Raw genomic sequence first — 24,407 nt, forward strand, 5'->3', positions numbered from 1 at the left:
CGATGAATTGCGCAGGCTGATCGACAGCGCGTTACCCAAAAATCCCGCCCAGCTTGCCGAACAGTTGATCCGGGAGAAGTGGGGGCGGCCCTCGATCCGCAAACGGCGCAACTGGTCACCCTGCATTACGATTACTGGCTACGCGCCGAGCCGGACGGCAGTCATGTGGGACACGTCGCCCTATCCCAGTCGCTGGTGCAGGTCCTGCTGTCCAACTACCAGACCGTGGGCGATGGTCGTTTTGGCGAAAGTGCGTTCGGGTTTTACACGCCGCCCGATGTGGGTCCGGTCGTGCGTTTGATGCAGGCGCCGCCGCTCCACCGATGATCACCGCACGTATGAAGGCATCTACCGGCGTGCTGATCCCCAGGTCTATGAACCGCGAACGCAGCTCGACCTTAGGCCTGCGGATTTCAAGCAATGGGTGTGGCAGCTGTTCTTCGATGAGCTGTATCAAGCGTACGTCGACAAAACCTGGCCCTCAGACGAGACGATACTGAGGAGCACGGCCTATGACCTGCGCACCTCGACCAAGGCAGCTTTTGTCATGAGTGCGTGGTTACAGCATCGCGAGCACTGCCTGTCCGACAAGGGCATGGCACTGGCAATGAGTGCGGCGGGGCTCGCGCCGGGGCAAACCTGGGGCCAACTGACCATGGCGCAATTGCAAGCGCCGACACGCCTGACCGCCGATATCCAGGTCAGCCGACTCAAGATCTACCGCTACATCGCCACGGATATCTGGTGCTTCTGCGAACGCAGCAGTGGCCGGCTGCTGATGTACATCCCGGGCAACTCGTCACCGCTGCATGAGTTCATCGATGCCAGCCACCTGCGTCGATGGATCGTGGGGCAGGCCAAGGCTGACGCCGCGCGCCAGGCACTGGCGGCGCACTTCGCCGAGGAGGATCGCCGCGATGGCACCTTTCACGCCGGAGTCGTCACCGCGCTGGAGGGCCTGGCGATTTATCCGCAGCAGCATCGATTGGGCAAGGAGGCCGGCTTCTTCAACAACGATGGTTACTGGGAACCGGCCGATTACATTGGTTTTGATTTGCCGCCCAAGGGCACGGATCCCTTTGCGCAACTGGTGCTGAGCATGAAACAGGCGGCCCAGGCCAGCGTCAAAACCATTCGCAGTGACGCCCAGGTCAATCGGGACAATCTGAGCGCCGTGGTCGAGCCGATCGTGCAGTGGGTCAACCGTTTCGGCCCGCTGGCGTTGTTTGTTCCAGGGGGCGAGGGAGTCCTGGCGCTCGTGGGGCTGATCGACGCCAGTGTGGGCCTGGGCCAGGCGCTCGAAGGTCAAACCGCCAGCGAGCGTTCCCGGGGCGTGGTTCGTACGGTGTTCGGTTTGCTCAATGCGCTGCCCTTGGCGGTGGAGGTGGCTTCGCTGGGACGTGAGGGCACAGCGGCGGGCGGGAATTTCCGTGAGCCAGACGCCGCAGAGCTGATGTCTGACCCGATCCTGAACGCTGCGCAAACGCGCACCGATCTGTTGAGCGGCATCGGCGTGCCGCAGGGAACCTTCAGCGAGGAGGTGCTTTCGCAGATCGCCAGGGTGAGTGACGTAGGCAACGACATGCTGCGAGTGATCCAGGCCGGGCGCCCACCAACGCCGATGCTGGCAGACACCCTGGCGCGTTTTCGTCTCGATCAGGAAGTCGCCGGGCTCACCGAGTCAGCCGCTGCGCGTAGCCAGTTGTTCAATCGCCGCTACCAGGCAATGCAAACGAGTGAACATGAAGGGGTGCGCCTGTTCCAGCGGCAATATCCCGATCTGCCCAGCGCGGTGGTGGAGCAAATGTTCGACCGCTCCGGTTTTGACTTCACTGCTGCGGTGGACGGCGCGCAGGCCAAGCGCCTGTTCAAGCAACTGGACGGCAAGGCTCGCCAGTACCAGCAACATGTGCGCCTCAATCGGGTTTATGAAGGCCTTTATCTGCGTTCGATCGTGTGCCCCGAGACGGACATCCTGGCGCTGCACTCGATGGAAAGCTTGCCCGGGTGGCCCAAAGGCGTGCGCATCGAAATTCACGACGGTTTCAGCACCGGTCGGGTATTGGACCGCGTCGGCCCGCTCGATACGCTTGATTGTCGTCGATTGATCAAGGGCGCGCAGGGCTATCAGCCCTTCAGCCTGACACCCTCGGGCGCAGTGGGTGCAAACCTGTACGACGCCGTTGCAGGCGTTCTTTCCCCGGAAGAACGAACGGTGTTGAGTCTGCCGTCCGATGGTGCTGGCAATGAGTTGCGCCTGAGGGCCGGTCGGCAGCCGTTACCCCGGCCGGTGCTGGCCCTGGGCCTGGGTCGAATGGACTCGGGTTTGCCTTTTGAGGCGCAGGGATTGCGCGGGGGCGGCTATCCCGACACGCCTCAGGGCAGGGCCTTGACCCATGCCATGATGCAATCGCAGATCAAGGACCTGTACCCGACGATGACCCGCGAGCAAATCGATGCGCTTGTGCTGCAACTGGGCGGGACAGCCCAGGCTTACATCGACAGGACCAAGCAGCAGTTCCTGCAACTGTATGAGGATCTGGAGGTTTGGCTGGAGAGGGTGGCCGTGGACATCGACGACATGGATGTTCACTTCTTGCACATGGGCGATCCCGGTACGGCGGGTATGACCGACGCAGAACTCGCGCAATGGAACGCCCAGCGGGTGCAAGACACGATCGATTATGAGCGCGACAGCCGGGGCGAACTGGGTGATGAGTTGATTGCCATCCTGCAGAAGCGCGCGCCCGAAGCCGGCAGCCATTATTCGGGAAATGCCACGGACGGTTTCACGATGGACATGAACAACGAGGATTTTCACTGCTTGCCGTCGCTGAATATTCGTTTCAACGATGTCATCGGGTTGAAGATGCAAAACCTGCAAATGATTGACCGGGAGAGCCTGGACGGCTTTCTCGAGGCCTTCCCAAACCTGCGTACCTTGACGCTGGAGAAGACCGATCTGCGAATAGCTGACGCTACCGGAGTGTTTCGGGGGGCAGTGCCGTCCACCATTGCTCAGTTGCAGCACCTGACTTCACTGAATCTTCGACTGACTCACCTGACCTTCAGCGAGGACAATGCCGGGCTGTTCAGTAGCCTGGTGAATCTGCAATCGCTGGACCTGAGTGACAATCCGCTGGCGGTGCCTCCGGTGGTCATCGGCATGGACCAGTTACAAGTGCTCAGACTCAACAATACCGGTATTGACAGGTGTCCTATCGGCATTCGGGATCAGCCGCACATGACGTTGCTGGATCTGCGCAATAACCGGATCCGTCGAGTACCACAGGCGATTCTCAATCAGGCCATTGCCAGGGACCGCGTGCTGCTGTGGAACAACCCCATCACCGATCAAGACACGCTGCATCGGCTGGTTTTGCACCGCCGACAAACGGGACTCAACCTGTGGTTGAGTTCACCTTCGCTGCATTACTCAGAGGCGGCAGGCTGGTTGGACGGGATCGAAGGCGGGCAGCGGGAGGCCAGGTTGCAGCTCTGGCAACGGTTGCTACTCAAGCCGCGTGGCAACCGATTTCTGGCGGCAATCAACGCATTGACCCTCACGGCCGATTTCCAGATCAGTTATCTGGAGCTACAGACGCGTGTCTGGGAACTGCTGTCTGAAGCCGATGCTTCGCAGGATTTATGGCGGCGATTGACGCAAGGGATACCCGTGCCGACAGGGATCTTTGACAATCCGTACTCCGTGTTTTCCGCACTGGAAGACCGAGCCCGGGTGCACCGCGATTGGGTGGCTTTGGGACGACCGTTCCCAGTCGAACCAGGCGAACCCTGACCCAGCAACAACTGCAGGAGCGAGCTTGCTCGCGATGGAAGCCGGGGCAACGCGGGGTGTCAGGCATCCCGCGTCATCGTTGACCACCATCGCGAGCAGGCTCGCTAGCGGCGACGGAACAGCGGCAGCGGTTCGTCAGTGGCGGCCTGATAGGTCACCGAGAAGTCCTTGAGGCTTTCAAGGGCTTCGTACGGGTCTTTGTCGGCGCGCAAGGCGAAGGCGTCGAACCCGCAACGATGCAGGTAGAACAGTTGATCGCGCAGTACATCGCCAATCGCCCGCAGCTCGCCCTTGAAACCATAACGGTCACGCAGCAGTCGGGCGTTGGAGTAGTTGCGACCGTCGGTGAAGGCCGGGAAGTTCAGGGCGATGACCTGGAACTTATTGGCGTCTTCACCGATTTCCTCAGCTTCTTCGTCAGCGTCCAGCCACACACCCAGCCCGCCATCGCGGGCCAGGAGCATGCGGCCGTGCTCACGCCACAACTGCAGCGGCACGATGTAGTCGTCGCAGTTGCTGATTTCGTCGATGTTGAAATCCTTGGGCAGCAGGTGCCAGGTTTCGTCGACGACTTCGTTGTTCTTAATGATTCGCTGCATAGACGCGCTCCTTGAAGAGGTCGATACCGATGCGCTGATAGGTGTCGATGAAACGCTCTTCATCGGTACGTTGTTCGACGTACACGTCGATCAGTTTGGAGATCACATCCGGCATGTCGTCCTGGGCAAAGGACGGGCCGAGGATCTTGCCCAAGCTGGCATCGCGGCTGCCGCTGCCACCCAGGGACACCTGATAGAACTCTTCGCCTTTCTTGTCCACGCCGAGGATGCCGATGTGGCCGACGTGGTGGTGACCACAGGCGTTCATGCAACCGGAGATGTTCAGGTCCAGCTCGCCGATGTCGAACAGGTAGTCCAGGTCGTCGAAACGGCGCTGGATCGATTCCGCGATCGGGATCGACTTGGCGTTGGCCAGGGAGCAGAAATCACCGCCAGGGCAGCAGATGATATCGGTCAGCAGGCCAATGTTCGGCGTGGCAAAACCTTGCTCGCGCAATTCGCCCCAAAGAGTGAACAACTGGCTTTGTTCGACGTCGGCCAGGATGATGTTCTGCTCGTGGGACGTGCGCAGTTGGCCGAAGCTGTAGCGTTCGGCGAGGTCGGCGACGGCGTCGAGCTGCTTGTCGGTGATGTCGCCCGGCGCGACGCCGGTCGGCTTCAGGGACAGGGTAACGGCCACATAACCCGGCTTCTTGTGCGCCAGGGTGTTGCGGGTGCGCCAGCGGGCGAAGCCCGGGTGCTGCTGGTCGAGCTCGGCCAGTTCGGCGCCGATATTGTCGAGTGCCTTGTAATCCGGGTCGACGAAATGCTTGGCGACGCGATGCAGTTCCGCTTCGGTCAGCGTGGTCTGGCCACCGCGCAGGTGTTCCATTTCCGCTTCGACTTTCTGCGCGAACACTTCAGGCGTGAGCGCCTTGACCAGAATCTTGATCCGCGCCTTGTACTTGTTGTCGCGACGGCCATAGCGGTTGTACACACGCAGAATGGCGTCGAGGTAGCTCAACAGGTCTTGCCACGGCAGGAATTCATTGATGAACGCACCGACCACCGGGGTACGGCCCAGGCCGCCGCCCACCAGCACGCGGAAGCCGACTTCGCCAGCCGCGTTACGTACTGGCTCCAGGCCAATGTCGTGGACTTCGATGGCGGCGCGGTCAGAGGTCGAGCCATTGATGGCGATCTTGAACTTGCGCGGCAGGTAGGCGAACTCAGGGTGGAACGTGGTCCACTGACGGACGATCTCACACCATGGGCGCGGGTCGATCAGTTCGTCGGCAGCGACACCGGCGAACTGGTCAGTGGTGACGTTGCGCAGGCAGTTGCCGCTTGTCTGGATGGCGTGCATCTGCACGGTGGCCAGTTCGGCGAGAATGTCCGGGATGTCTTCCAGCGCCGGCCAGTTGAACTGAATGTTCTGCCGGGTACTGATGTGGGCATAGCCCTTGTCGTAGTCGCGGGCAATCTTGGCGATCATGCGCACTTGACGCGAGGTCAACTGGCCGTAAGGCACCGCCACTCGCAACATGGGTGCGAAACGCTGAATGTAGAGCCCGTTCTGCAAGCGCAGGGGGCGGAATTCTTCTTCGCTCAGCTCGCCTGCCAGATAGCGTCGGGTCTGATCTCGGAACTGCTTGACGCGGTCCTCGATGATCCGCTGATCGTACTCGTCGTATACGTACATATAAGTCCTGTTCTCAGGCTGGGCTGGTCGGATCCAGTGGCGTTTGTCGCTGACTGAAGTCTCCGAACCGCCTCGGCAATTCTGCGCGCACGGCCGCGCACTCCCAACGGAGCCGGGGCAAGATACCAGTTTGCGGTTATGCGCAAAAGTGATGTTTGAGTATATGTAAAGAACCAAAACGACTAACGAGAATTGTTATTGCTATACCCGCATTTGTCGTACGGGCAATCGTCGTCTTTACTCTGCTCGTGTCTTCGTGCAATCACCGACAAAACCGACAAGAGGCGATGCAATGAGCAACCCTACCAAAGCTTCAAAGCCAGACAGTACGGTCGACGCTTGGGCCATTCTGTTTCTGATCATCCTGGTCGTGGGCACTGCGGTGTTCTGGGTGAGCCATCAATAAATGACCCGTCCGGGCCCGGTTGCGCAGATTGTCGGACAATCTGTGTAATTAGCGCCTTTTGAAACGATTCGCTGGCTATAATGCGCCGCGAATTCGGGGGCTCGGACGATCAATGCTGAAGTTTTTCTACACCTTCCTGCTGGTGCTGGGCGCAGGTTATGGCCAAGGCGCGCGTGCCGAGTCGGTGTTGTTCCTCAATCCCGGTGAGGTCGACGAGGCGTTCTGGGTCAGCTATTCGCAATTCATGCAGGCCGCCGCCACCGATCTGGGCATTGACCTGCGTATCGTCTACTCCAGGCGCATGCCTGAACTGACGGTGGCGCAGGCGCGCGAGGCGCTGCACGGACCCAATCGTCCCGACTACCTGATGTTCGTCAACGAGGAATACATCGCCCCGCAGGTCATGCGTCTTGCGCAGGGTAGCGGCGTCAAGCTGTATATGGTCAATGCATCGCTGACGCCCAGTCAGATGAGCCTGTTGGGCGAGCGCCCGGATCGCCTGGGCAGCCTGGTACCCAACGACGAGGAGGGTGGTTACCTGATGGCCAAGGAGCTGATTCGCCAGCATCGGCCCGTGGCGCCCGGCCAGACCATCGAAATGCTCGCGTTTTCTGGCCTGAAGATCACGCCATCTGCACAACTGCGCGAAAAAGGCATGATGCGTGCCCTTGGCGAGCACCCCGAAGTACGTTTGCGGCAACTGGTCTATGGCGGCTGGACGCATAAGCGGGCGTACGAGCAGGCGAGGTTGCTGCGCCATCGCTACCCGAATGTTTCGCTGGTCTGGTCGGCTAATGATCAAATGGCCTTTGGCGCAATGCAGGCCTACACAGAGGCCGGCCAGGTGCCCGGCAAGGACGTGCTGTTCAGTGCGGTGAACACCTCGAAGGAGGCGCTGTTGGCAAAGGTGGCGGGGCGCTTGAGCGTGCTGACAGGTGGGCACTTTACCCTCGGGGGCTGGGCACTGGTGCAGTTACATGACATCGACCGTGGCGTGGACATCAGCCAATACGGCGGTCGGGATCGACAGGTCCCTCTACTGCAACTCATCGACACGGCTACCGCCAAGCGATTGTTGGCGATGGGCGATGAGCCGGACTACAACGTGGACTTCCGCAAAATGTCCGCCAAAGGGCGGCCTAGCGGGTATCGCTATCCGTTCAACCTGCAAACCCTGATGCGCTAGACCCCGGCCAGCAACAGGACCAGTTGCACGATGCCGTACAGCGACAGGGCGAATACCGCCGTAAAGAGCACACCCAGAATCACGAAGTGACTGGGTTTGCCATGGGTAAAATCCCGGGCCCGGTTCTTCCCGCTCTGAACCCCGAACGCTGCGGCCATGACGCTGTGCAGCATTTGCCAGAAGGTCGGCGGTTTGTTGTCGATTGGATCGTCCATAAACCCCTCGTCTTGAAGTCTGCCTGTTGAGCATAGACAAAATCCGGCACCCAGCAGGGTCAAGAACTATCTACCGCCCACCACGGGTTCACCCATGATGTGCTGAGGCTCCCACTCTCAGGAGCAAAAGCATGTCTCACCCGCACGTCACCCGCAGCATTCACGCTCCATTGCTTGAGCAGTCGATCCCATATTGGGTGAACCAGGCAACGCCTCAGCACCTGCACGCGCTGAAAAGCGCCAATGCGCCGCTGCCCGCCTGGTATCGAGAAGCCTCAAGACAACAACGCAAGGCGTTCGACGAAAGCCTGGTCGCCCACTTCATTGCGCAGAACCAGTGGTCCAGGTCGATGGCGGGCTTGCAAGACATCCAGGCTTTCGCCGAGCCGCGACTGCGCGAACACCTGAAGGCCGAGTTCGATGTCGATCTCGACGTCAACCACACCTTTTTACATTTGCTGAAACCCATTGAAGTGGGCCGCGTGATCCCCATCGAAGTGGGCGCCTTCGAAGTGTCGCAAAGGACATTGTTGCAAGCGGCACTGCACAACTTTGAAGAAGCCGAGTGCGAGCTCGATGCCTATCACCGGGCGTCCGGGTTTGTCGTCAAGTCCGCGCAGTCGGGGCGTTTCGAGGCGCTCGGCACCTCCATGACGGTGAGTCAGTTCATCCATGCCTGCCGAGTGCTGGACATTGGCGGGCAGTATCAGCAGTACCTCAAGGCCTTCGTATACCCCGACGCATCTGCCACGCAGCACGCGATGCGCGAGCAGTTCAATACGGTGCAGAAAACCGCCCTGCGCACGGCGGCTGAGCGGGCCTTGCTGCAAAAAGATATCGAACCTGAGGATTACACCTCGATTCTGGCGATCATCCAGGGCGAACGAAATCCCCGACAGGGCGAAAAGCGTATCGGGCTGTGCGAAATGACCCTGATGAATCGACCGTTGACCGGCTGCATCGGCTTCGCGATTGGCAAAACCCTCGAGACACCCGAAGACCTGCTGCTTTTCATCCCCGACGATCCGCATCATCCCTTGAAGCGCTATAAGCCTGGGCAAGTGGAGGCGACGCTCAAGCAGCACTTTACTGCCCGGGGCACAGACGCGGGCAGCCCCACCGCCTACCAGCAATTTTTCAGCCGGTTTGTCGCTTATGCCGATCGACCGTACTTCTTCAGCCAGTTCACCGTGGACGCTCCCGACACCCCGTTCATCAGCGAGCTGCGGGCGCACTATTCTCTGATCAGCGACGTTATCAATGGGCTCAGCCGATTGCCCGGCACCCAGGTCGAACAGTTGGCCCCGGCGCCGGCCATCCGCCAGGTGGCCAACCCCGAGCCGTTTCTCGCACCGTTGTTCGTCCTGCTCGAAAGGGACGGTGATCGCAACATTGATCTCTGGGATTGGCTGTTCGAGCGACATCGCCAGCAGCAGATCGCCGATGCCCTCAGTTACGCCGTGCCGTCGGCAACTGTCGATGCTCGGGAACGCGACGCCCTGTTCGATAAATTGCTGAACATTGGCATGCTGATCCTGGGCTCGGTCTCGATGTTCGTGCCGGTTCTGGGTGAAGTCATGATGACGTTGATGGCGTGCCAGTTGCTGGCGGAGTCGATCGAGGGCGTGGTCGAATGGAGCGAGGGCGATCGCCAGGCCGCCAAGGCACATTTGTTGGATGTTGCGCAGAACCTGCTGTTGTTGGGGCTCACTGCGAGTGCTGGCAAGGGGCTGTCGAAGTTGTCGGCAGTCGAGCCAATGCCGGTGATTGAGGACCTGCACCCGGTCACCTTGCCTGATGGCAGCGCACGGCTGTGCAGGTCGGACATGGCCGGTTATGAAGTGCCAGGCGCCTTCGATCCCGATACCGGGCCGGATGCCATGGGCCGTTACACGTTGGACGACAGGTCGTTTATCCGCCTCGAAGGCAAGGTCTACGAGCAGGTTTTTGACCGTGATCTCAAACGCTGGCGCATCAGGCATCCAACCGATGCGCAGGCCTATCAACCGGTACTGGCGCACAATGCAGCCGGCGCCTGGCGCCACGTCCTGGAAAACCCGTTGAGCTGGAGCCGCTTGAGACTGCTGCGGCGAATGGGCCATATCACCGATGCGTGCAGCGATGAACAACTGCTCACGATCGCTGACATCGCCGGGGTCAGTGATAACGCGTTGCGCCGGATGCACATGGACAACCGCTTGCCACCACCGGAGCTTGCCGATGCGCTGCGGCTATGGGGCGCCGACCGCGACGTCACACAGGTGATTGAACAGGTGGTGAGCGGCGAGCTCATCGACGAGCGTTATTTGCACGCAGTGCCGATGATCACGGAGTTACCGCGTTGGCCGGCCGGGCGAATCCTGCAGATATTTGAAAGGCCAGGCCTGTCTGGCATGCGGGCCGAGTACGGCCAGGCCCCGCTGGAGGCTGGTGCGCCGGTGAAACCGCCGATTCGCATGAGTCGATACGATGTACTCACCGCGCAGTTGCCGATGCGGGTACTGGAAGCCCTGGACGAAGCCGAGATCGTCGCGCTGTTGGGGGCAGAGGCCGCGCAGAACCGTGGCTGGCGCGCCCAGGCATTGAGGGAGCAGATCGCCGCTCAGGCCCGAACCAGACGGTCATTACTGTTTGAAAGCTTTTATCGCCGCAATGCTCAGGCCACTGCGCTGGCCGACCCGTTGCAACGGGTGTACCCCGGCCTCAGTGATGCCGCGGCGAACGAAGTGCTGGCCCATGCCAGCGCCGTGGACATGGCCATTGTGAGGAACACCACCAAGGTGCCACGGTCAATGCTCCGGGAGGCACGCTGGTACGCCAGGCGTGGTCGCTTGACCCGCGCGCTGGCAAAGCTGCACATGCGCAACATGCTGTCAGCCGATGCACGGCGCCTGGCTGTACACACGCTTGAGCGTTTGCCGGGCTGGTCCGATGAGGTACGCCTGGAGATCCGCGAAGGGAGCATTACGGGACGGCTGCTCGATGCCATTGGCCCCCGGACGGCAGCGCAGCGTTGCCACGTGGTGCAGAAAGGCCCGTTCTACCAGGCGTTCAACGACGACGGCGAAGCGCTGAACCAACCCTCGGCTTCCATCGACCATTTCCATGCCGCGCTTCTGCATGCCTTGCCCGCGCCAACCCGGCAGGCGCTCGGTATGCCTCTGGTCACCGACAGTCCCGCGTTGCAGCGAGCCATCTGCCGATATGCGACGGAGCATGTCGACCACAGTGCGGCGATCCTGGAGCCGCAGAGTCGGCATGGCCGTGCATTCCGGCCCCCACAGCGTATCCGGCAGAACCTGGTGGGCTACCCGGCAAGCGGCGAAGGGCTGGTCGGTTCTTCCGGGTTAAATGTAGGGCTGGTGTTACGCCTGCAGCATCTGTATCCCGACCTGGAAATGGCCGAAGCCAATGCAATGGTGCTCGCGCTGCTGCGCGCCGGACAAAACGATATACAGATCCTGCAGATGCTCGAAGGACTGCGCGAGCAATGGCTGACACTTGAACAAACCCTGGAGGATTGGGTGACCCACGGGGGTGACCTTGAACAGAAGGCAGGTGTCGCCCTGAGTTTGCGCAATACCTGGCGGGGCAGGCCATTCGCCGCTGAAAACGCGGCCTACCGGCAACTCGACCTGGTGTGCGATGAACCACTGCCGGCGCTGACAGCCGATTTTTCTCACGTGTGGACGTTGCGCCTGCGTGTGCCCAATTCCACCGACCAGCAGATTCGCGAGTTGCTCCATAACTTTTCAGGCCTGCAATACCTTGATCTGCGGGGTAACCGCCTGATTATCGATCCGATTGCCCCACAGAACGCGGGTCGGCTACGCAAGCTCGATCTTTCGGACAACCCGTTGTATCAATTCGATGTGAGTGCCATGACGGATCTGGAGACGCTGATCATGGAGGGCACGCCGCTGCAACAATGGCCTCGGGGCGCCGACAGGTTGCCGCGCCTGAGCTGGCTCGACCTGCGTGGCACGCTGATTCGCGAGCTGCCGCCCGAAGCGTTGGCGCGGGATGAATTGTTGATCAACACCAACCTGACCGGAGCGCCGTTATCGAATTCCGCCCGGCAACAACTTCAATTGGCCAGGCGTCGATGCGAATCAGCCTTAGGCCTGCCCGATGGTGCGTTGCACACGTTCGCCCTGGAGCCTGTCCCGGATCACGCCGTACAGCCTTTCGAAAACGGCTCGCTACTTGCCAGCCGATTGCTGCCACTGCCACCGGCGCTGCCTGCCGCCGAAAGTGTGCCGTCATTTGTCGGTCGCTTGCGCAGGGTTGACCCTTCATTTACCGAGGGAGAGGCCCTGGAAGTCATCGAGGGTTGGCGCGTTGGCGCGGACGACATCTGGGTCGACGCGCGTGTCGAGGAGTGGGGGCACCGGTTCGAAGCGATCACCCGGCAATTGAACGGTTGGATTTTTCATCGGCGCACAGGCAGCGCCGCGTACGGTGGGCGTTGGACAGCTTCCGAGCGCCGCAGCAAAGCGGCAGGGCGGATCATGGCGTGCTGGAAAGAAGGTCTGAACGCCATGTCCCGGGAGCGCGTGCCCACGCTGGATCTGTCGAGCATCGCTGGCCTGGGGGAGCTGCCTGAGTTGCCGACAGGTTTCGGACATGTGCAATCGTTGAACCTGCGCGGCGTGGGATTGAATGAAGCCGACGTCCATGGCTTTCTCCCGGTGTTCAGCGGGTTGCGCTCGCTGGATCTGAGCCTTAACAGCCTGGAGCGTGTGCCGTCGGCGGTCGCTGCCATGACACGTCTGCAAACATTGGGATTATCCAGCAACCGTCTCAGCGATCTGCTGGCCTTGGGGCAGGATCTGGGGGCGATGGCACAGCTTGAATCGTTGCGGTTGAGCTACAACCGGATCAAGACCTTCGACGGTGCAGGCTTGCAAGCGTTGCGCGGGCTACGCAAGCTGGAAATGAACTACAACCAGATGAACCGTTTCGTAGGCCCCATTCCCGAGTCGCTGCAAAGCCTGCATCTCAATGGCAATGACCTGCGGGAGTGGCCTGAAGGTGTCTTGCAGGCGCCCAGCCTGGAAGAGTTGAGCCTGGCCGGAAACCCGATTCAGGATATCCCTCAAGAGGCGTTCGATGGCACCCATGATCGATTACTGAGGGGCACGCACCTGTTTGGCATCCTGCGCTATTTAACGACGGACACCCTCGAACGGCTCCTGGCTCACCTCGACCGGGTAGGTGGGAACAAGGTGCTGGGCATCTCGCGGGATAACATCGAACGATGGCTCGCCAATCCCGATTGGGCGGCGATGGACGCGTCTTCCACCGACAGCGCCGAAGAAATGTCCGGGAGGCGCCGCAGATAACCAAGCTTGCTAGCGATGGTGGTCAACGATGACACGGGCGGCCTGATGCCCCGCGGTGCCTGATCTTCCATCGCGAGCAATCGAGCGTCGACCGGCTGCTTCTACAGATGTTGGGTGTTCGCAAATCCCCTGTAGGAGCTAGCTTGCTAGCGATGGTGGTCAACGATGACACGGGCGGCCTGATGCCCCGCGGTGTCTGATCTTCCATCGCGAGCATTCGAGCGTCGACCGGCTGCTCCTACAGGCGCTGCATCAATCGTCATAACCCAGGTTCGGCGCCAGCCAGCGTTCGGTCACGCTCAGTTCCTGGCCCTTGCGCGAGGTGTAGCTCTGCACCTGGTCCTTGTCGACCTTGCCCACGGCGAAGTACTGCGCCTGAGGGTGCGCGAAGTACCAGCCGCTGACGGCTGCCGCCGGGAACATGGCGTAGTGTTCGGTGAGGAACACGCCGCTACGTCCGGCGCGCATTTCGGCGGCCTCGGGGTCCAGCAGGGCGAACAGCGTGGCTTTCTCGGTGTGATCCGGGCAGGCCGGGTAGCCTGGCGCCGGGCGGATGCCGCTGTATTGCTCTTTGATCAATGCCTCGTTGTCCAGCGCCTCGTCCGTGGCGTAACCCCAGTAGTCCTTACGGACCTGCTGGTGCAGCCACTCGGCACAGGCCTCGGCCAAACGGTCCGCGAGGGCCTTGACCATGATCGAGTTGTAGTCGTCGCCGGCGTCCTGGTAAGCCTTCGCCACTTCTTCGGCACCGATGCCAGCGGTGGTGATGAAACCGCCCACGTAGTCGGTCAGTTCGCTGTCCTTGGGCGCAACGAAGTCTGCCAGGGAGAAGTTCGGCTTGCCGTCGGTCTTGATAATCTGCTGGCGCAGGTGATGCAGCCTGGCCAATGGTTTGCCGTCATCGCCGTAGAGTTCGATGTCGTCGTCATGCACCTGATTGGCCGGCCAGAAACCGAACACCGCACGGGCGCTGATCAGTTTCTCGTCAATCAGTTTAGCGAGCATTTCCTGGGCGTCTGCATACAGCGCGGTGGCCGCTTCGCCCACCACTTCGTCCTGCAGAATGCGAGGGAACTTGCCCGCCAGGTCCCAGGAAATAAAGAACGGTGTCCAGTCGATGTACTCGGCGAGCACCTTCAAGTCAATGTTATCCAGCACCTTGGTGCCGGTGAAGGTCGGCTTGACCGGCTGGTAGGAGCCCCAGTCGAACTGCGGTTTCTTGGCGATGGAGGCGGCGTAACTCAGGCGCTCGGTGCGGGCACTGCGGTTGGCCGTACGTTCGCGGACCTCGATGTATTCACTGCGGGTTTTCTCGACGAAACCGGCCTTGAGCTCCTTGGACAGCAATTGCGTCGCCACACCCACGGCGCGGGAGGCGTCGGTGACGTACACCACCGCATCATTGCTGTATTTAGGCTCGATTTTTACCGCGGTGTGCGCCTTGGAAGTGGTGGCGCCACCGATCATCAGCGGCAAGTGGAAGTCCTGGCGCTGCATCTCGCGCGCCACGTGGACCATTTCATCCAGCGATGGAGTGATCAGGCCCGACAAACCGATGATGTCGCACTTCTGTTCCTTGGCCACCTGCAGGATCTTCTCTGCCGGCACCATCACGCCCAGGTCGACGATGTCATAGCCGTTGCAACCCAGCACCACGCCGACGATGTTCTTGCCGATGTCGTGCACGTCGCCCTTGACCGTGGCCATGAGAATCTTGCCCTTGGCCTCCGGCTTGTCACCTTTTTCCAGTTCGATGAACGGGATCAGGTGTGCCACGGCCTGCTTCATCACGCGGGCGGATTTGACCACCTGCGGCAGGAACATCTTGCCGGCGCCGAACAGGTCGCCAACGATGTTCATGCCGGACATCAGCGGGCCCTCGATCACTTCGATGGGGCGGGCGAACGACTGGCGCGACTCTTCGGTGTCTTCGACGATATGGGTGGTGATGCCCTTGACCAGTGCATGCTCCAGACGCTTGTTGACGTCCCAGTTGCGCCACTCTTCGGTCTCGGCTTCCTTGACGCTGCCGTCACCCTTGTATTTGTCAGCGATGGCGAGGAGGGCGTCGGTGCCTTCCGGGGTGCGGTTGAGGATTACGTCTTCCACGGCGTCGCGCAGTTCGGTCGGGATCTGGTCGTAGATTTCCAACTGGCCGGCGTTGACGATACCCATGGTCAGGCCGTTGCGGATCGCGTACAGCAGGAACACCGAGTGGATCGCCTCACGCACCGGGTTGTTGCCACGGAACGAGAACGATACGTTGGACACGCCACCGGAGGTCAGCGCATAGGGCAGCTCGTCACGGATGTAGGCACAGGCGTTGATGAAGTCCACTGCATAGTTGTTGTGTTCTTCGATGCCTGTGGCCACGGCGAAGATGTTCGGGTCGAAGATGATGTCTTCCGGCGGGAAGCCCACTTCGTTGACCAGAATGTCGTAGGAGCGCTTGCAGATCTCTTTCTTGCGCGCTTCGGTGTCGGCCTGGCCGGCTTCGTCAAAGGCCATCACCACCACGGCCGCGCCGTAGCGCTTGCACAGTTTGGCGTGGTGAATGAACTGCTCGACGCCTTCTTTCATGCTGATCGAGTTGACGATGCCCTTGCCCTGGATGCACTTGAGGCCGGCTTCGATGACGTCCCATTTCGAGGAGTCGATCATGATCGGCACGCGGGAGATGTCCGGTTCACCGGCGATCAGATTGAGGAAGGTCACCATGGCCTTCTTCGAATCGAGCATGCCTTCGTCCATGTTGATGTCGATCACCTGGGCGCCGGCTTCGACCTGTTGCAGGGCGACTTCCAGGGCTTCGGTGTAATTGTCTTCACGGATCAGGCGGGCGAATTTGGCAGAACCGGTGATGTTGGTCCGTTCGCCGACGTTGACGAACAACGACTGGCGATCGATGGTGAACGGTTCCAGGCCGGACAGGCGGCAGGCTTTGGGGATGTCGGGAATCTGGCGCGGCGCATAACCGGCCACGGCCTTGGCGATGGCTTCGATGTGACCTGGCGTGGTGCCACAGCAGCCGCCGACGATGTTGAGGAAGCCGCTCTGGGCGAATTCTTCGATGACCTTGGCGGTTTGCGACGGCAATTCGTCGTACTCGCCGAATTCGTTGGGCAGGCCGGCGTTGGGGTGCGCGGAAACGTGGGTGCCGGCCTTGTTCGACAGCTCTTCCAGGTAAGGCCGCAGTTCACTGGCGCCCAGGGCGCAGTTCAGGCCGACCGAGATCGGCTTGGCGTGGGCCACCGAGTTCCAGAACGCTTCGGTGGTCTGGCCGGAGAGGGTGCGGCCGGAGGCATCGGTGATGGTGCCGCTGATCATGATCGGCAACTCGATGCCCAATTCCTCGAACACGCCTTGGACGGCGAAAATCGCCGCCTTGGCGTTGAGGGTGTCAAAGATCGTCTCGATCAGGATCAGGTCAACGCCGCCTTCGATCAGGCCTTTGGTCGATTCGGTGTAGTTCTCCACCAGTTCGTCAAAGGTGACGTTGCGGTAGCCGGGGTTATTCACGTCCGGGGACAGCGAGCAGGTGCGGCTGGTCGGGCCCAGCACGCCGGCGACGAAGCGTGGTTTGTCGGGCGTTTCGAGGGTTTTTGCGTCGGCGATCTTGCGCGCCAGCCGTGCGCCTTCTACGTTCAACTCGTAGCTCAAGCCTTCCATGCCGTAATCGGCCATGGAAATCCGCGTGGCGTTGAAGGTGTTCGTTTCGAGAATGTCAGCGCCGGCATCCAGGTAGGCTTTCTCGATGCCACCGATCACGTCAGGGCGCGTCAGTACCAGCAGGTCGTTGTTGCCCTTGACGTCGCTCGGCCAGTCGGCGAAGCGCTTGCCACGGTAATCCTGTTCTTCGAGCTTGTAGCTCTGGATCATTGTGCCCATGCCGCCATCGAGAATCAGAATGCGCTCTTTAAGGGCGTGCTTGAGTGCTTGAAGGCGAAGGCTGCGATCGGACATTAGAACTACTCGGAAAGACCATTACGAAGGGGCGGAATCATAACAAACCTGCGGGCTTCTAGAGCATGTGCAGGTTTTGCATGAATATCGCTCATGTTGGTGGGGCGGCCGGGTCTGTACAATCGCGGCGTTTTTCAAGGATCGGAACAGACCATGTCGTATCGCGTCGTCATCGGCAGCGTGTTGCTGCTTTTAAGTTGGGGCGCCGTGGCGCAAGGTCTGCCGGCTGCGCCGGGTCTTTCCTACACCCGCGATATCCAACCGATCTTTACCGAAAAGTGCGTGGCTTGCCACGCCTGCTATGACTCCGCCTGCCAGCTCAACCTGGGCAGTGGCGAAGGCGCGGCGCGTGGCGCCAGCAAATCGCCTGTCTACGACGGGGAGCGTACCCAGGCGGCGACGCCAACCCGGTTGTTTTATGACGCGACCGGCAAGCGTGCCTGGCAACAGAAAGGCTTCTACTCAGTACTCGACGCCCAGGGCAGCCAGGCCGCGCTGATGGCGCGGATGCTGGAGTTCGGCCACAACACGCCGTTGCAGCCCAATGCCAAATTACCGCAGGACATCGTCCTGGGTCTGAACCGCGAAAACACCTGTGCCATGCCGGCGGAGTTCGATACCTATACCAGCACCCATCCTGGACAGGGCATGCCCCTGGCCGTCACCGGCCTGACCGATCAGCAATACCAGACTTTGCAGCGCTGGCTCGCTTCGGGGGCGCCGATTGACGAGAAGGGCCTGGCGCCAAGCGCAAACGAAGCGATGCAGGTGATGCAATGGGAAAACCTGCTCAATGCGCCGGGCGCCCGGCAAAGCCTCGTAGGACGCTGGTTATACGAGCACTGGTTCCTTGCGCACCTCTATTTCAAGGACGGTGAGCCGGGGCATTTTTTCCAGTGGGTGCGCTCGCGGACGCCAACGGGTCAACCGATCAACGTGATCAACACCCGCCGCCCGAACGACGATCCCGGAACCGAGTTCTACTATCGCCTGTGGCCGGTGCAGGGTGTGATCGTGCACAAGACCCATATCACCTACCCGCTGAGCGCGGCAAAAATGGCGCGGGTCAAAAGCTTGTTCTACAGCGGCAACTGGCAGGTCAACGCCTTGCCGGGCTACGGGCCGGAGCGCCGAGCCAACCCGTTTTCGACGTTTGAGGCCATTCCGGCCCAGGCGCGCTACCAGTTCATGCTCGATAACGCCGAATACTTCGTGCGCACTTTCATTCGCGGCCCGGTGTGCCGGGGCCAGATCGCCACGGATGTGATTCGCGACAACTTCTGGGCGTTGTTCCAGGCGCCGGAGCACGACCTCTACATCACCGACCCCAATTACCGGGGACAGGCTACGCCCTTGCTGGCGATGCCGGGACAGAACGACGACGTTGGCAGCGTCATTGGCCTGTGGCACGACTACCGTAACAAGCGCAACGAATACGAAGCCTTGCGGCGCGACAGTTACGCTGACCTGCCGGCGCCAAGTTGGTCGACCCTTTGGGCCGGTAACAACAATGCGCTGCTGAGCATCTTCCGTCATTTTGACAGCGCCGCCGTGACAAAGGGCCTGATCGGCGAAGTGCCGCAGACGATGTGGCTATTCGACTACCCCTTGCTGGAGCGCACCTACTACCAGTTGGCGGTGAACTTCGATGTGTTCGGTAACGTGTCCCATCAGGCGCAGACGCGGTTGTATTTCGACCTGATCCGCAACGGCGCCGAACAGAACTTCCTGCGTCTGATGCCGGCCAATTCTCGCGAGGGTTACCTCGATGACTGGTACCAGAACAGCGGCAAGATCAAAATGTGGATGGACTACGAAGATATCGACGACGACAAGCCCACCGCGCTTAAACTCGACCCCAAAGACCCCAAGTACGATTTCGCCCAGCAATTGCTCGTGCGCTATGGCGAGCTGAACGCCAAACCAGACCCGATCAACCGTTGCGACGGCGCGTATTGCTCACGTCCCAACATTGACCCTGAGTTGCAAAGTGCCGAACAGGTCCTGAGCCGCCTGACTTCGCGTCCTGCGGCGGGATTGAAAGTGATTGACCAGTTGCCGGAAGCGACGATGCTGCGAATCGAGACGTCCAGCGGCAAGCGCGAGGTCTACAGCCTTCTGCGCAACCGCGCCCATAGCAACGTGGCGTTCCTGCTCGGCGAGTCGCTGCGCTACCAGCCGGGGCTGGATACGCTGACCATCTTCCCGGGCGTGCTCAGCAGCTACCCGAATTTCATCTTCAACATTCCTGCGGCCCAGGTGCCAGCGTTCGTAGAGGCTATGGAAAATGCCAAGGACGCCAATCGTTTCGAGAAAATCGTCGAACGTTGGGGGATCCGCCGAAGTCATCCGCAGTTCTGGTTCTATTTCCATGACCTGAGCCAGTACATCCATGAGACCGATCCGGTGGAAGAGGGCGTGCTGGACATGAATCGCTACGAGAATCTTTGATCGACCTTTGCCGGGGTGGCGGTGTCGGACTCTATATACACCGCCGATTCCCCTGCCTGTGCTGATCCCCCTGTGGGCGCGGGGGAAACAATTCCCGGAGAGCGATCGATGTTGATTTCTGTACAGGCACTGCGCGCCCTCGCGGCCTGGACCGTGGTCTGTCACCATTTCATGCAGATTTTCTTCGACTTCCAGGCCCGTGGGCCGATTGGACAGTTGTTCATCGACAAGGGCGCGGTGGGGGTCGATATCTTCTTCGTCATCAGCGGCCTGGTGATTTTCCTTTCCACCGAAGGCAAATCGCTTCCACCTGGGCGCTTTCTGCTCTACAGGCTGTTTCGCATCGTGCCGGCCTATTGGCTGTACACGGTGCTGATGGCGTTGCTCGTTGTGTTCGCCCGGCCCTTATTGCCGGGTCAGACGGTCGACTGGTCGCATTTCCTCTTGTCGTTGCTGTTCATTCCCACCCAAAACCCCGGCGGCTACGGGATTTATCCGACGCTCAATGTCGGCTGGACGCTCAATTACGAAATGCTGTTTTACGTGCTGTTTGCCTGGGCGCTGTTGTTCCGCCTGCAATGGCGGCTGCTGATCGTCGCGGCGCTGCTGTTTGCGGTTTGTGAGGCCTGGACCGGCTATGGCTGGATCAGCGAGTTTTACCGGTCGAGCATCGTGTATGAGTTCCTGTTGGGCATCGCCATCGGCATGATCTACCGCCGTGGGTGGATCAAGCCCGGCTTGTATCTGCCACTCATGGGGATCGGTGGTGCGCTGCTGAGCATTTACCACCTGCCGCCGCAACCACGCTTTCTCGCCTGGGGCTTGCCCAGTGCGGTGCTGGTGATGGCCTGCATGGCGTTGGAGCGCTTTTTCGAGAGTCGCCGGCTGCTGAAATGGCTAGGGGATTGCTCCTACTCGGTGTATCTGATGCACGTGTTGGTGTTGTCGGCAGGCGGCTTTATCGCGCAGCGCTACGGGGTAAACCCGTACGTGATGTTCATCGTATGCGTCCTTGCCATCGGCGCAGGGTCTTGGGCAAGTTATCAATGGGTGGAAAAGTGCAGCTATCGGTGGCTAAAACAGCGGATTGACGGCGAATTCGCTCGCCAAAGTCAGTCGGTTATTTCCCGACAAAAATACTAGGACTTTGTGCGGCGCGATGATTGGCGTAAACTGCGCCCAAGCCTGTGAGGAGTTTCCATGACTGCTATTACTATCACCGACGCCGCCCACGATTACCTGGCCGATCTGCTCTCCAAGCAGAACACTCCAGGCATCGGCATCCGCGTCTTCATCACCCAGCCCGGCACCCAATACGCCGAAACCTGCATTGCCTATTGCAAGCCGGGCGAGGAAAAACCCGAAGACACCGCACTGGGGCTGAAAAGCTTCACTGCCTACATCGACTCGTTCAGCGAAGCTTTCCTGGATGACGCGGTCGTGGACTACGCCACCGACCGTATGGGTGGCCAACTGACCATCAAGGCGCCAAACGCCAAAGTACCGATGGTCAACGCCGACAGCCCGATCAACGAGCGTATCAACTACTACCTGCAAACCGAGATCAACCCGGGGCTGGCCAGCCACGGCGGTCAGGTCAGCCTGATCGACGTGGTGGAGGACGGCATCGCCGTTCTGCAGTTCGGCGGCGGTTGCCAGGGCTGTGGCCAGGCCGACGTAACCTTGAAGGAAGGCATCGAGCGGACCTTGCTCGAGCGCATCCCCGAGCTCAAGGGCGTTCGCGACGTGACCGACCACACGCAGAAAGAAAACGCCTACTACTAAGGTGTTCGCTGCGACATGAAAAACGGCGCCCCGTGAGCGCCGTTTTTTTATGCGTCAAATTCGAGGGCCTCAAGGGCGATACAGATGCGCATGCCCAGCCCGATACAACGACGACTCACTGAACTGATCACTGCCCAGCACCCGCCCAACCAGAATCAACGCCGTGCGCCGAAACCCCTTGGCTTCAACCTTTGCGGCAATATCCTCGATCGTCCCCACTACCCAGTCCTGATCCGGCCAGGTCGCCCGGTGTATCACGGCAATGGGGCAATCGGCGCCGTAATGCGGCAGCAATTCAGCCAGGATTTTGCGCAAATGGTTGACGCCCAGATGAATCGCCATGGTCGCTCCGTGCTGCGCCAGACTGCCCAGCTCTTCACCGACCGGCATCGCGGTCTTATCGGCGTAACGGGTCAGGATCACACTCTGTGATACGTCCGGCAGGGTCAGTTCTGCGCCCAGCAACGCGGCGCAGGCCGCCGTCGCAGTGACGCCGGGGACGACCTCGAATGGTATGCCCAGCTCGCGCAAATAGCGGATCTGCTCGCCAATCGCGCCATACAGGGACGGGTCGCCGGAATGCACCCGCGCCACGTCCTGGCCATTGGCATGGGCGGCCTTGATCAGTTCGATGATCTGCTCCAGGTGCAGTTCGGCGCTGTTGACCACCTGTTCGGCGCTATGGCCTTCCAGCACGGCGGCGGGCACAAGGGAGCCGGCGTAGATGATCACCGGACAGCTGCGGATCAGGCGCTGGCCTTTGACCGTGATCATTTCCGGATCGCCGGGACCTGCGCCAATGAAGTAGACGGTCATCGTCGTTTCCTGTCAAAAAAGGGTTGGGCAAGGCTTCAGATGAAGATTGCTCATGTTCAGGGGCGGGGATTATCGGGATTTTACGCTGCGCCGGCCAATGCCAGTGTCGCCTGGGCGTATTTTTGTCGTGAAATCAGCAAGGTCGCCGGTGCCTGAGCGAGTTGTTCGGCGAGGGCGAGGGCGGTGCTCTCGGCCACGCCGTAGCAGCCGGTGCGTTCGAAGGCGATCTGCGAACGGTGGCTTAAGCACGGCTCGTAGGGCGCCAGTTGTTCACTGTTGAAATACGTCAGCGGCAGGTCGAGTTGTGCAGCCAGTTCGATCAGGCCGGGCTCGTCACGTTTCAGGTCGATGCTGGCCAGGGCCTGTATTTGACGCAGTTCGATTTGATGAGCCTGGAGGACCTGGTCGAGCAAAGCGCGCAGCGTTTCGACCGGGCAGCCGCGCTGACAGCCCAGGCCGACCACCAGGGTCGGCGCTGTGCTTTCAATGATCATGCCTGGTTCTGACGACGGAACAGCCAGGCGCTGAGCAAGCCAAGGGCCAACCAAAACGCGACGTTAGTCAGTTGCGAAGCCATCTTGAATTGCGTTTCCAACGCTTCTGGCGCGAGCATCGAATGCACCTCCGGCTGCGGTGCGCCGATCACATGCGGAACGGCGATGATCGCCACGCCCAGCAATTTCATCAGCCAATGGCGGCTGAACACGATCAGGGCAATGCCGACAGCGGTCGAAGCGGCGGTGCCGATCCACCACATTTGCCGTTGCGCGAGATCCGCCGCGGCGGTGCCCGGCAGTTCAGGGGGCAGGCCGAGGGTTGGCGCCAGCACGAAAGTGGCGTAGCCCGCCAGGCCCCAGAGCAGGCCCTGTGCAGTTTTGGTCGGTGCGCGCAGGGTGTAGAGGCCGGCGAGCATCAGTGCAAAACCGACGGCGACGACAAGGTTGCCACCGGTGGTCGACAGCACGCGCTGCCAGCCGTCTTCCGGCTCCCAGGCTTCGGTGTCGTGGTTGTGCGCGGCCGTGCCGGCAGCGTGTTCATGCACTTCAACGGCGGCAGGCTCGGATTTCTCGTAGGTTTCGGCCTGCAAAATCAGCGGCGAAACCCAGAAACTTTGCAGCAGCGTGAGCAGCAGGGCGGCCAGCAGTCCGGAAAAACCTGCGGTTTGCGCGATACGCTTGATCATGTCGTCAGGTCTCAATGGCAAGGGAACGCGGCGCTGTGGCGGGTATCGTGGGCGGCGTTGTGGACCGCTTCGATGTGCGAGAAACCGGCGAAGTAGACCAGGCACGCGCCCAGGATTGATGCGCAGACGGCGACGGTCAGGCGTTGGGTCAGGGTGGTTGTGTGGCTGCTGGCCGGTGCGTGGCCGGTGCTGCTGATGATCGACATGGCGCTTCCCTCTGTTCTGTCAGGGTGACGAGAGCGCATGCAGACACCCTGCGTAGCGTGCACGCAGAGGTTCAAACAGCGCCCGCCCACCGCGGGTTTGTTGTTTTCGTGATCGTATCGTCACTGTGTGTTGCGGGCCGGTCTCCGGGCTCGCGAGGGGCTTGGGCATCTGCCGAAACCTGCAAGAATCGCCTTCCCATGCCGATGATCGGCACAGTGGATCTGATTCTTCGCTCGCTTACCGTTGCGGGGGCAGCACCGGACTGACATGGGCTTGAGTAAAGCACATGATTCACCGGTTTCCCGTTTCACCCTGTGAAGGGCACCCGTAACAAGGCGTGTAGGAGAGCATGGGGCGGCTTTGCCGTCAATCGAGACCGGGTCGCGCCCATCGCGAGCAAGCCCGCTCCCACAGGGGACTGCGGACACCGGCCCATTGTGGGAGCGGGCTTGCCCGCGATGGCGTCCCGATTGCCGCCACAAGAATTTGACCCGCCCACAGACCATGCGTAGCCTTGTCGCTTCGAGGTTCTTCGCCATTGTCGAAGCTAAGAAGGGAACGCGGTCAATGCCGCGGCTGCCCCCGCAACTGTGAATGGTGATGTTCGCTGCCACGCCACTGCAAGCCCTGCACAATGGGTTCGCGGGAAGGCGCAGCGAATGCCGGGCCAACCGCCCGGCACACTGTCAGCCAGGAGACCTGCCTCGATCCAGATTCTCACTACAACCGGGCGGGGTGATCCGGTGGCGAAACTCTTGCGCGCACCGCTGTTGCAGCGCTTGTCGTCCCGTATGCCCGCCACCTTGCCAA

Annotated in this window: 15 protein-coding genes and 2 riboswitches; of the genes, 7 read left to right on the plus strand and 8 right to left on the minus strand. The window is 60.7% G+C overall.

Translation table 11 applies throughout. The features are described 5' to 3' along the window. Positions 1-78: 78 nt before the first annotated feature. Positions 79-327 carry a hypothetical protein gene (locus tag AB4N33_RS06720; protein WP_476456777.1) on the plus strand — a complete coding sequence of 83 codons (249 nt, stop codon included), beginning with the start codon at positions 79-81 and terminating at the stop codon, positions 325-327. A 19-nt stretch (positions 328-346) separates the two neighbouring features. Further along, positions 347-3,799, plus strand: coding sequence for a leucine-rich repeat domain-containing protein (locus tag AB4N33_RS06725; protein ID WP_476458789.1), 3,453 nt, complete (start codon positions 347-349; stop codon positions 3,797-3,799). Positions 3,800-3,903: 104 nt separating this feature from the next. Here AB4N33_RS06725 and AB4N33_RS06730 read toward each other — a convergent pair whose 3' ends face one another. Continuing rightward, positions 3,904-4,398 carry a DUF934 domain-containing protein gene (locus AB4N33_RS06730; RefSeq protein ID WP_460124735.1) on the minus strand — a complete coding sequence of 165 codons (495 nt, stop codon included), beginning with the start codon at positions 4,396-4,398 and terminating at the stop codon, positions 3,904-3,906. Beyond that, positions 4,382-6,040, minus strand: coding sequence for a nitrite/sulfite reductase (locus tag AB4N33_RS06735; protein ID WP_460141689.1), 1,659 nt, complete (start codon positions 6,038-6,040; stop codon positions 4,382-4,384). Before AB4N33_RS06735 ends, AB4N33_RS06730 begins: the two co-directional genes overlap by 17 nt. A 518-nt stretch (positions 6,041-6,558) precedes the next feature. On the opposite strand from AB4N33_RS06735, the gene AB4N33_RS06740 reads away from it, so the two are divergent. Then, positions 6,559-7,632: an ABC transporter substrate-binding protein gene (locus AB4N33_RS06740; RefSeq protein ID WP_476456778.1), complete on the plus strand. Its 1,074-nt coding sequence runs from the start codon at positions 6,559-6,561 to the stop codon at positions 7,630-7,632. Here the strand turns inward: AB4N33_RS06740 and AB4N33_RS06745 are convergent. Beyond that, positions 7,629-7,847 carry a DUF2970 domain-containing protein gene (locus tag AB4N33_RS06745; RefSeq protein WP_460124743.1) on the minus strand — a complete coding sequence of 73 codons (219 nt, stop codon included), beginning with the start codon at positions 7,845-7,847 and terminating at the stop codon, positions 7,629-7,631. The genes AB4N33_RS06740 and AB4N33_RS06745 overlap by 4 nt on opposite strands. Before the next feature lie 131 nt (positions 7,848-7,978). Here AB4N33_RS06745 and AB4N33_RS06750 point away from each other — a divergent pair, with 131 nt between their 5' ends. Continuing rightward, positions 7,979-13,192 (plus strand): dermonecrotic toxin domain-containing protein, encoded by a 5,214-nt coding sequence (locus tag AB4N33_RS06750; RefSeq protein ID WP_476456779.1) that lies wholly within the window; start codon positions 7,979-7,981, stop codon positions 13,190-13,192. Between the two features lie 252 nt (positions 13,193-13,444). On the opposite strand, the gene metH is transcribed toward AB4N33_RS06750, so the two are convergent. Next, on the minus strand, positions 13,445-17,155 hold the full coding sequence (metH, locus tag AB4N33_RS06755) for a methionine synthase (RefSeq protein WP_476456780.1): 3,711 nt from the start codon (positions 17,153-17,155) through the stop codon (positions 13,445-13,447). A gap of 153 nt (positions 17,156-17,308) precedes the next feature. On the opposite strand from metH, the gene AB4N33_RS06760 reads away from it, so the two are divergent. The 3 genes from AB4N33_RS06760 to nfuA all read left to right on the plus strand — a co-directional run bounded on the left by AB4N33_RS06760 (position 17,309) and on the right by nfuA (position 21,391). After that, positions 17,309-19,606, plus strand: coding sequence for a fatty acid cis/trans isomerase (locus tag AB4N33_RS06760; RefSeq protein ID WP_476456781.1), 2,298 nt, complete (start codon positions 17,309-17,311; stop codon positions 19,604-19,606). A gap of 108 nt (positions 19,607-19,714) precedes the next feature. Further along, the gene (locus tag AB4N33_RS06765) at positions 19,715-20,749 is read left to right on the plus strand and encodes an acyltransferase family protein (protein ID WP_476456782.1); all 1,035 of its coding nucleotides are present in this window, start codon (positions 19,715-19,717) and stop codon (positions 20,747-20,749) included. A gap of 57 nt (positions 20,750-20,806) precedes the next feature. Then, complete coding sequence (nfuA, locus tag AB4N33_RS06770) at positions 20,807-21,391, plus strand: Fe-S biogenesis protein NfuA (protein WP_007959519.1); 585 nt, start codon at positions 20,807-20,809, stop codon at positions 21,389-21,391. Between the two features lie 69 nt (positions 21,392-21,460). On the opposite strand, the gene cobM is transcribed toward nfuA, so the two are convergent. From cobM to AB4N33_RS06790, 4 genes are all read right to left on the minus strand, one after another. Next, on the minus strand, positions 21,461-22,207 hold the full coding sequence (cobM, locus tag AB4N33_RS06775; protein WP_476456783.1) for a precorrin-4 C(11)-methyltransferase: 747 nt from the start codon (positions 22,205-22,207) through the stop codon (positions 21,461-21,463). Between the two features lie 80 nt (positions 22,208-22,287). Then, positions 22,288-22,701, minus strand: a complete 414-nt coding sequence (locus AB4N33_RS06780; protein ID WP_476456784.1) for a cobalamin biosynthesis protein — start codon at positions 22,699-22,701, stop codon at positions 22,288-22,290. After that, positions 22,698-23,390: a CbtA family protein gene (locus AB4N33_RS06785; RefSeq protein WP_476456785.1), complete on the minus strand. Its 693-nt coding sequence runs from the start codon at positions 23,388-23,390 to the stop codon at positions 22,698-22,700. The genes AB4N33_RS06780 and AB4N33_RS06785 overlap by 4 nt, the downstream gene beginning before the upstream one ends. 11 nt (positions 23,391-23,401) lie before the next feature. Continuing rightward, positions 23,402-23,596, minus strand: coding sequence for a CbtB domain-containing protein (locus AB4N33_RS06790; RefSeq protein WP_460124763.1), 195 nt, complete (start codon positions 23,594-23,596; stop codon positions 23,402-23,404). 118 nt (positions 23,597-23,714) lie between these two features. Beyond that, positions 23,715-23,941, minus strand: a riboswitch (cobalamin riboswitch). A 164-nt stretch (positions 23,942-24,105) separates the two neighbouring features. Further along, positions 24,106-24,318: riboswitch (cobalamin riboswitch) on the plus strand. The last annotated feature ends 89 nt before the right edge of the window (positions 24,319-24,407 follow it).

This window comes from Pseudomonas sp. S1_E05 (assembly GCF_056337105.1).

What these genes read in the sequence shown, in the direction of transcription:
- AB4N33_RS06730 (WP_460124735.1), bottom strand. Translation starts at nt 4,398, where the DNA reads ATGCAGCGAATCATTAAGAACAACGAAGTCGTCGACGAAACCTGGCAC.
- AB4N33_RS06735 (WP_460141689.1), bottom strand. Translation starts at nt 6,040, where the DNA reads ATGTACGTATACGACGAGTACGATCAGCGGATCATCGAGGACCGCGTC.
- AB4N33_RS06740 (WP_476456778.1), top strand. Translation starts at nt 6,559, where the DNA reads ATGCTGAAGTTTTTCTACACCTTCCTGCTGGTGCTGGGCGCAGGTTAT.
- AB4N33_RS06745 (WP_460124743.1), bottom strand. Translation starts at nt 7,847, where the DNA reads ATGGACGATCCAATCGACAACAAACCGCCGACCTTCTGGCAAATGCTG.
- AB4N33_RS06750 (WP_476456779.1), top strand. Translation starts at nt 7,979, where the DNA reads ATGTCTCACCCGCACGTCACCCGCAGCATTCACGCTCCATTGCTTGAG.
- metH (WP_476456780.1), bottom strand. Translation starts at nt 17,155, where the DNA reads ATGTCCGATCGCAGCCTTCGCCTTCAAGCACTCAAGCACGCCCTTAAA.
- AB4N33_RS06760 (WP_476456781.1), top strand. Translation starts at nt 17,309, where the DNA reads ATGTCGTATCGCGTCGTCATCGGCAGCGTGTTGCTGCTTTTAAGTTGG.
- AB4N33_RS06765 (WP_476456782.1), top strand. Translation starts at nt 19,715, where the DNA reads ATGTTGATTTCTGTACAGGCACTGCGCGCCCTCGCGGCCTGGACCGTG.
- nfuA (WP_007959519.1), top strand. Translation starts at nt 20,807, where the DNA reads ATGACTGCTATTACTATCACCGACGCCGCCCACGATTACCTGGCCGAT.
- cobM (WP_476456783.1), bottom strand. Translation starts at nt 22,207, where the DNA reads ATGACCGTCTACTTCATTGGCGCAGGTCCCGGCGATCCGGAAATGATC.
- AB4N33_RS06780 (WP_476456784.1), bottom strand. Translation starts at nt 22,701, where the DNA reads ATGATCATTGAAAGCACAGCGCCGACCCTGGTGGTCGGCCTGGGCTGT.
- AB4N33_RS06785 (WP_476456785.1), bottom strand. Translation starts at nt 23,390, where the DNA reads ATGATCAAGCGTATCGCGCAAACCGCAGGTTTTTCCGGACTGCTGGCC.
- AB4N33_RS06790 (WP_460124763.1), bottom strand. Translation starts at nt 23,596, where the DNA reads ATGTCGATCATCAGCAGCACCGGCCACGCACCGGCCAGCAGCCACACA.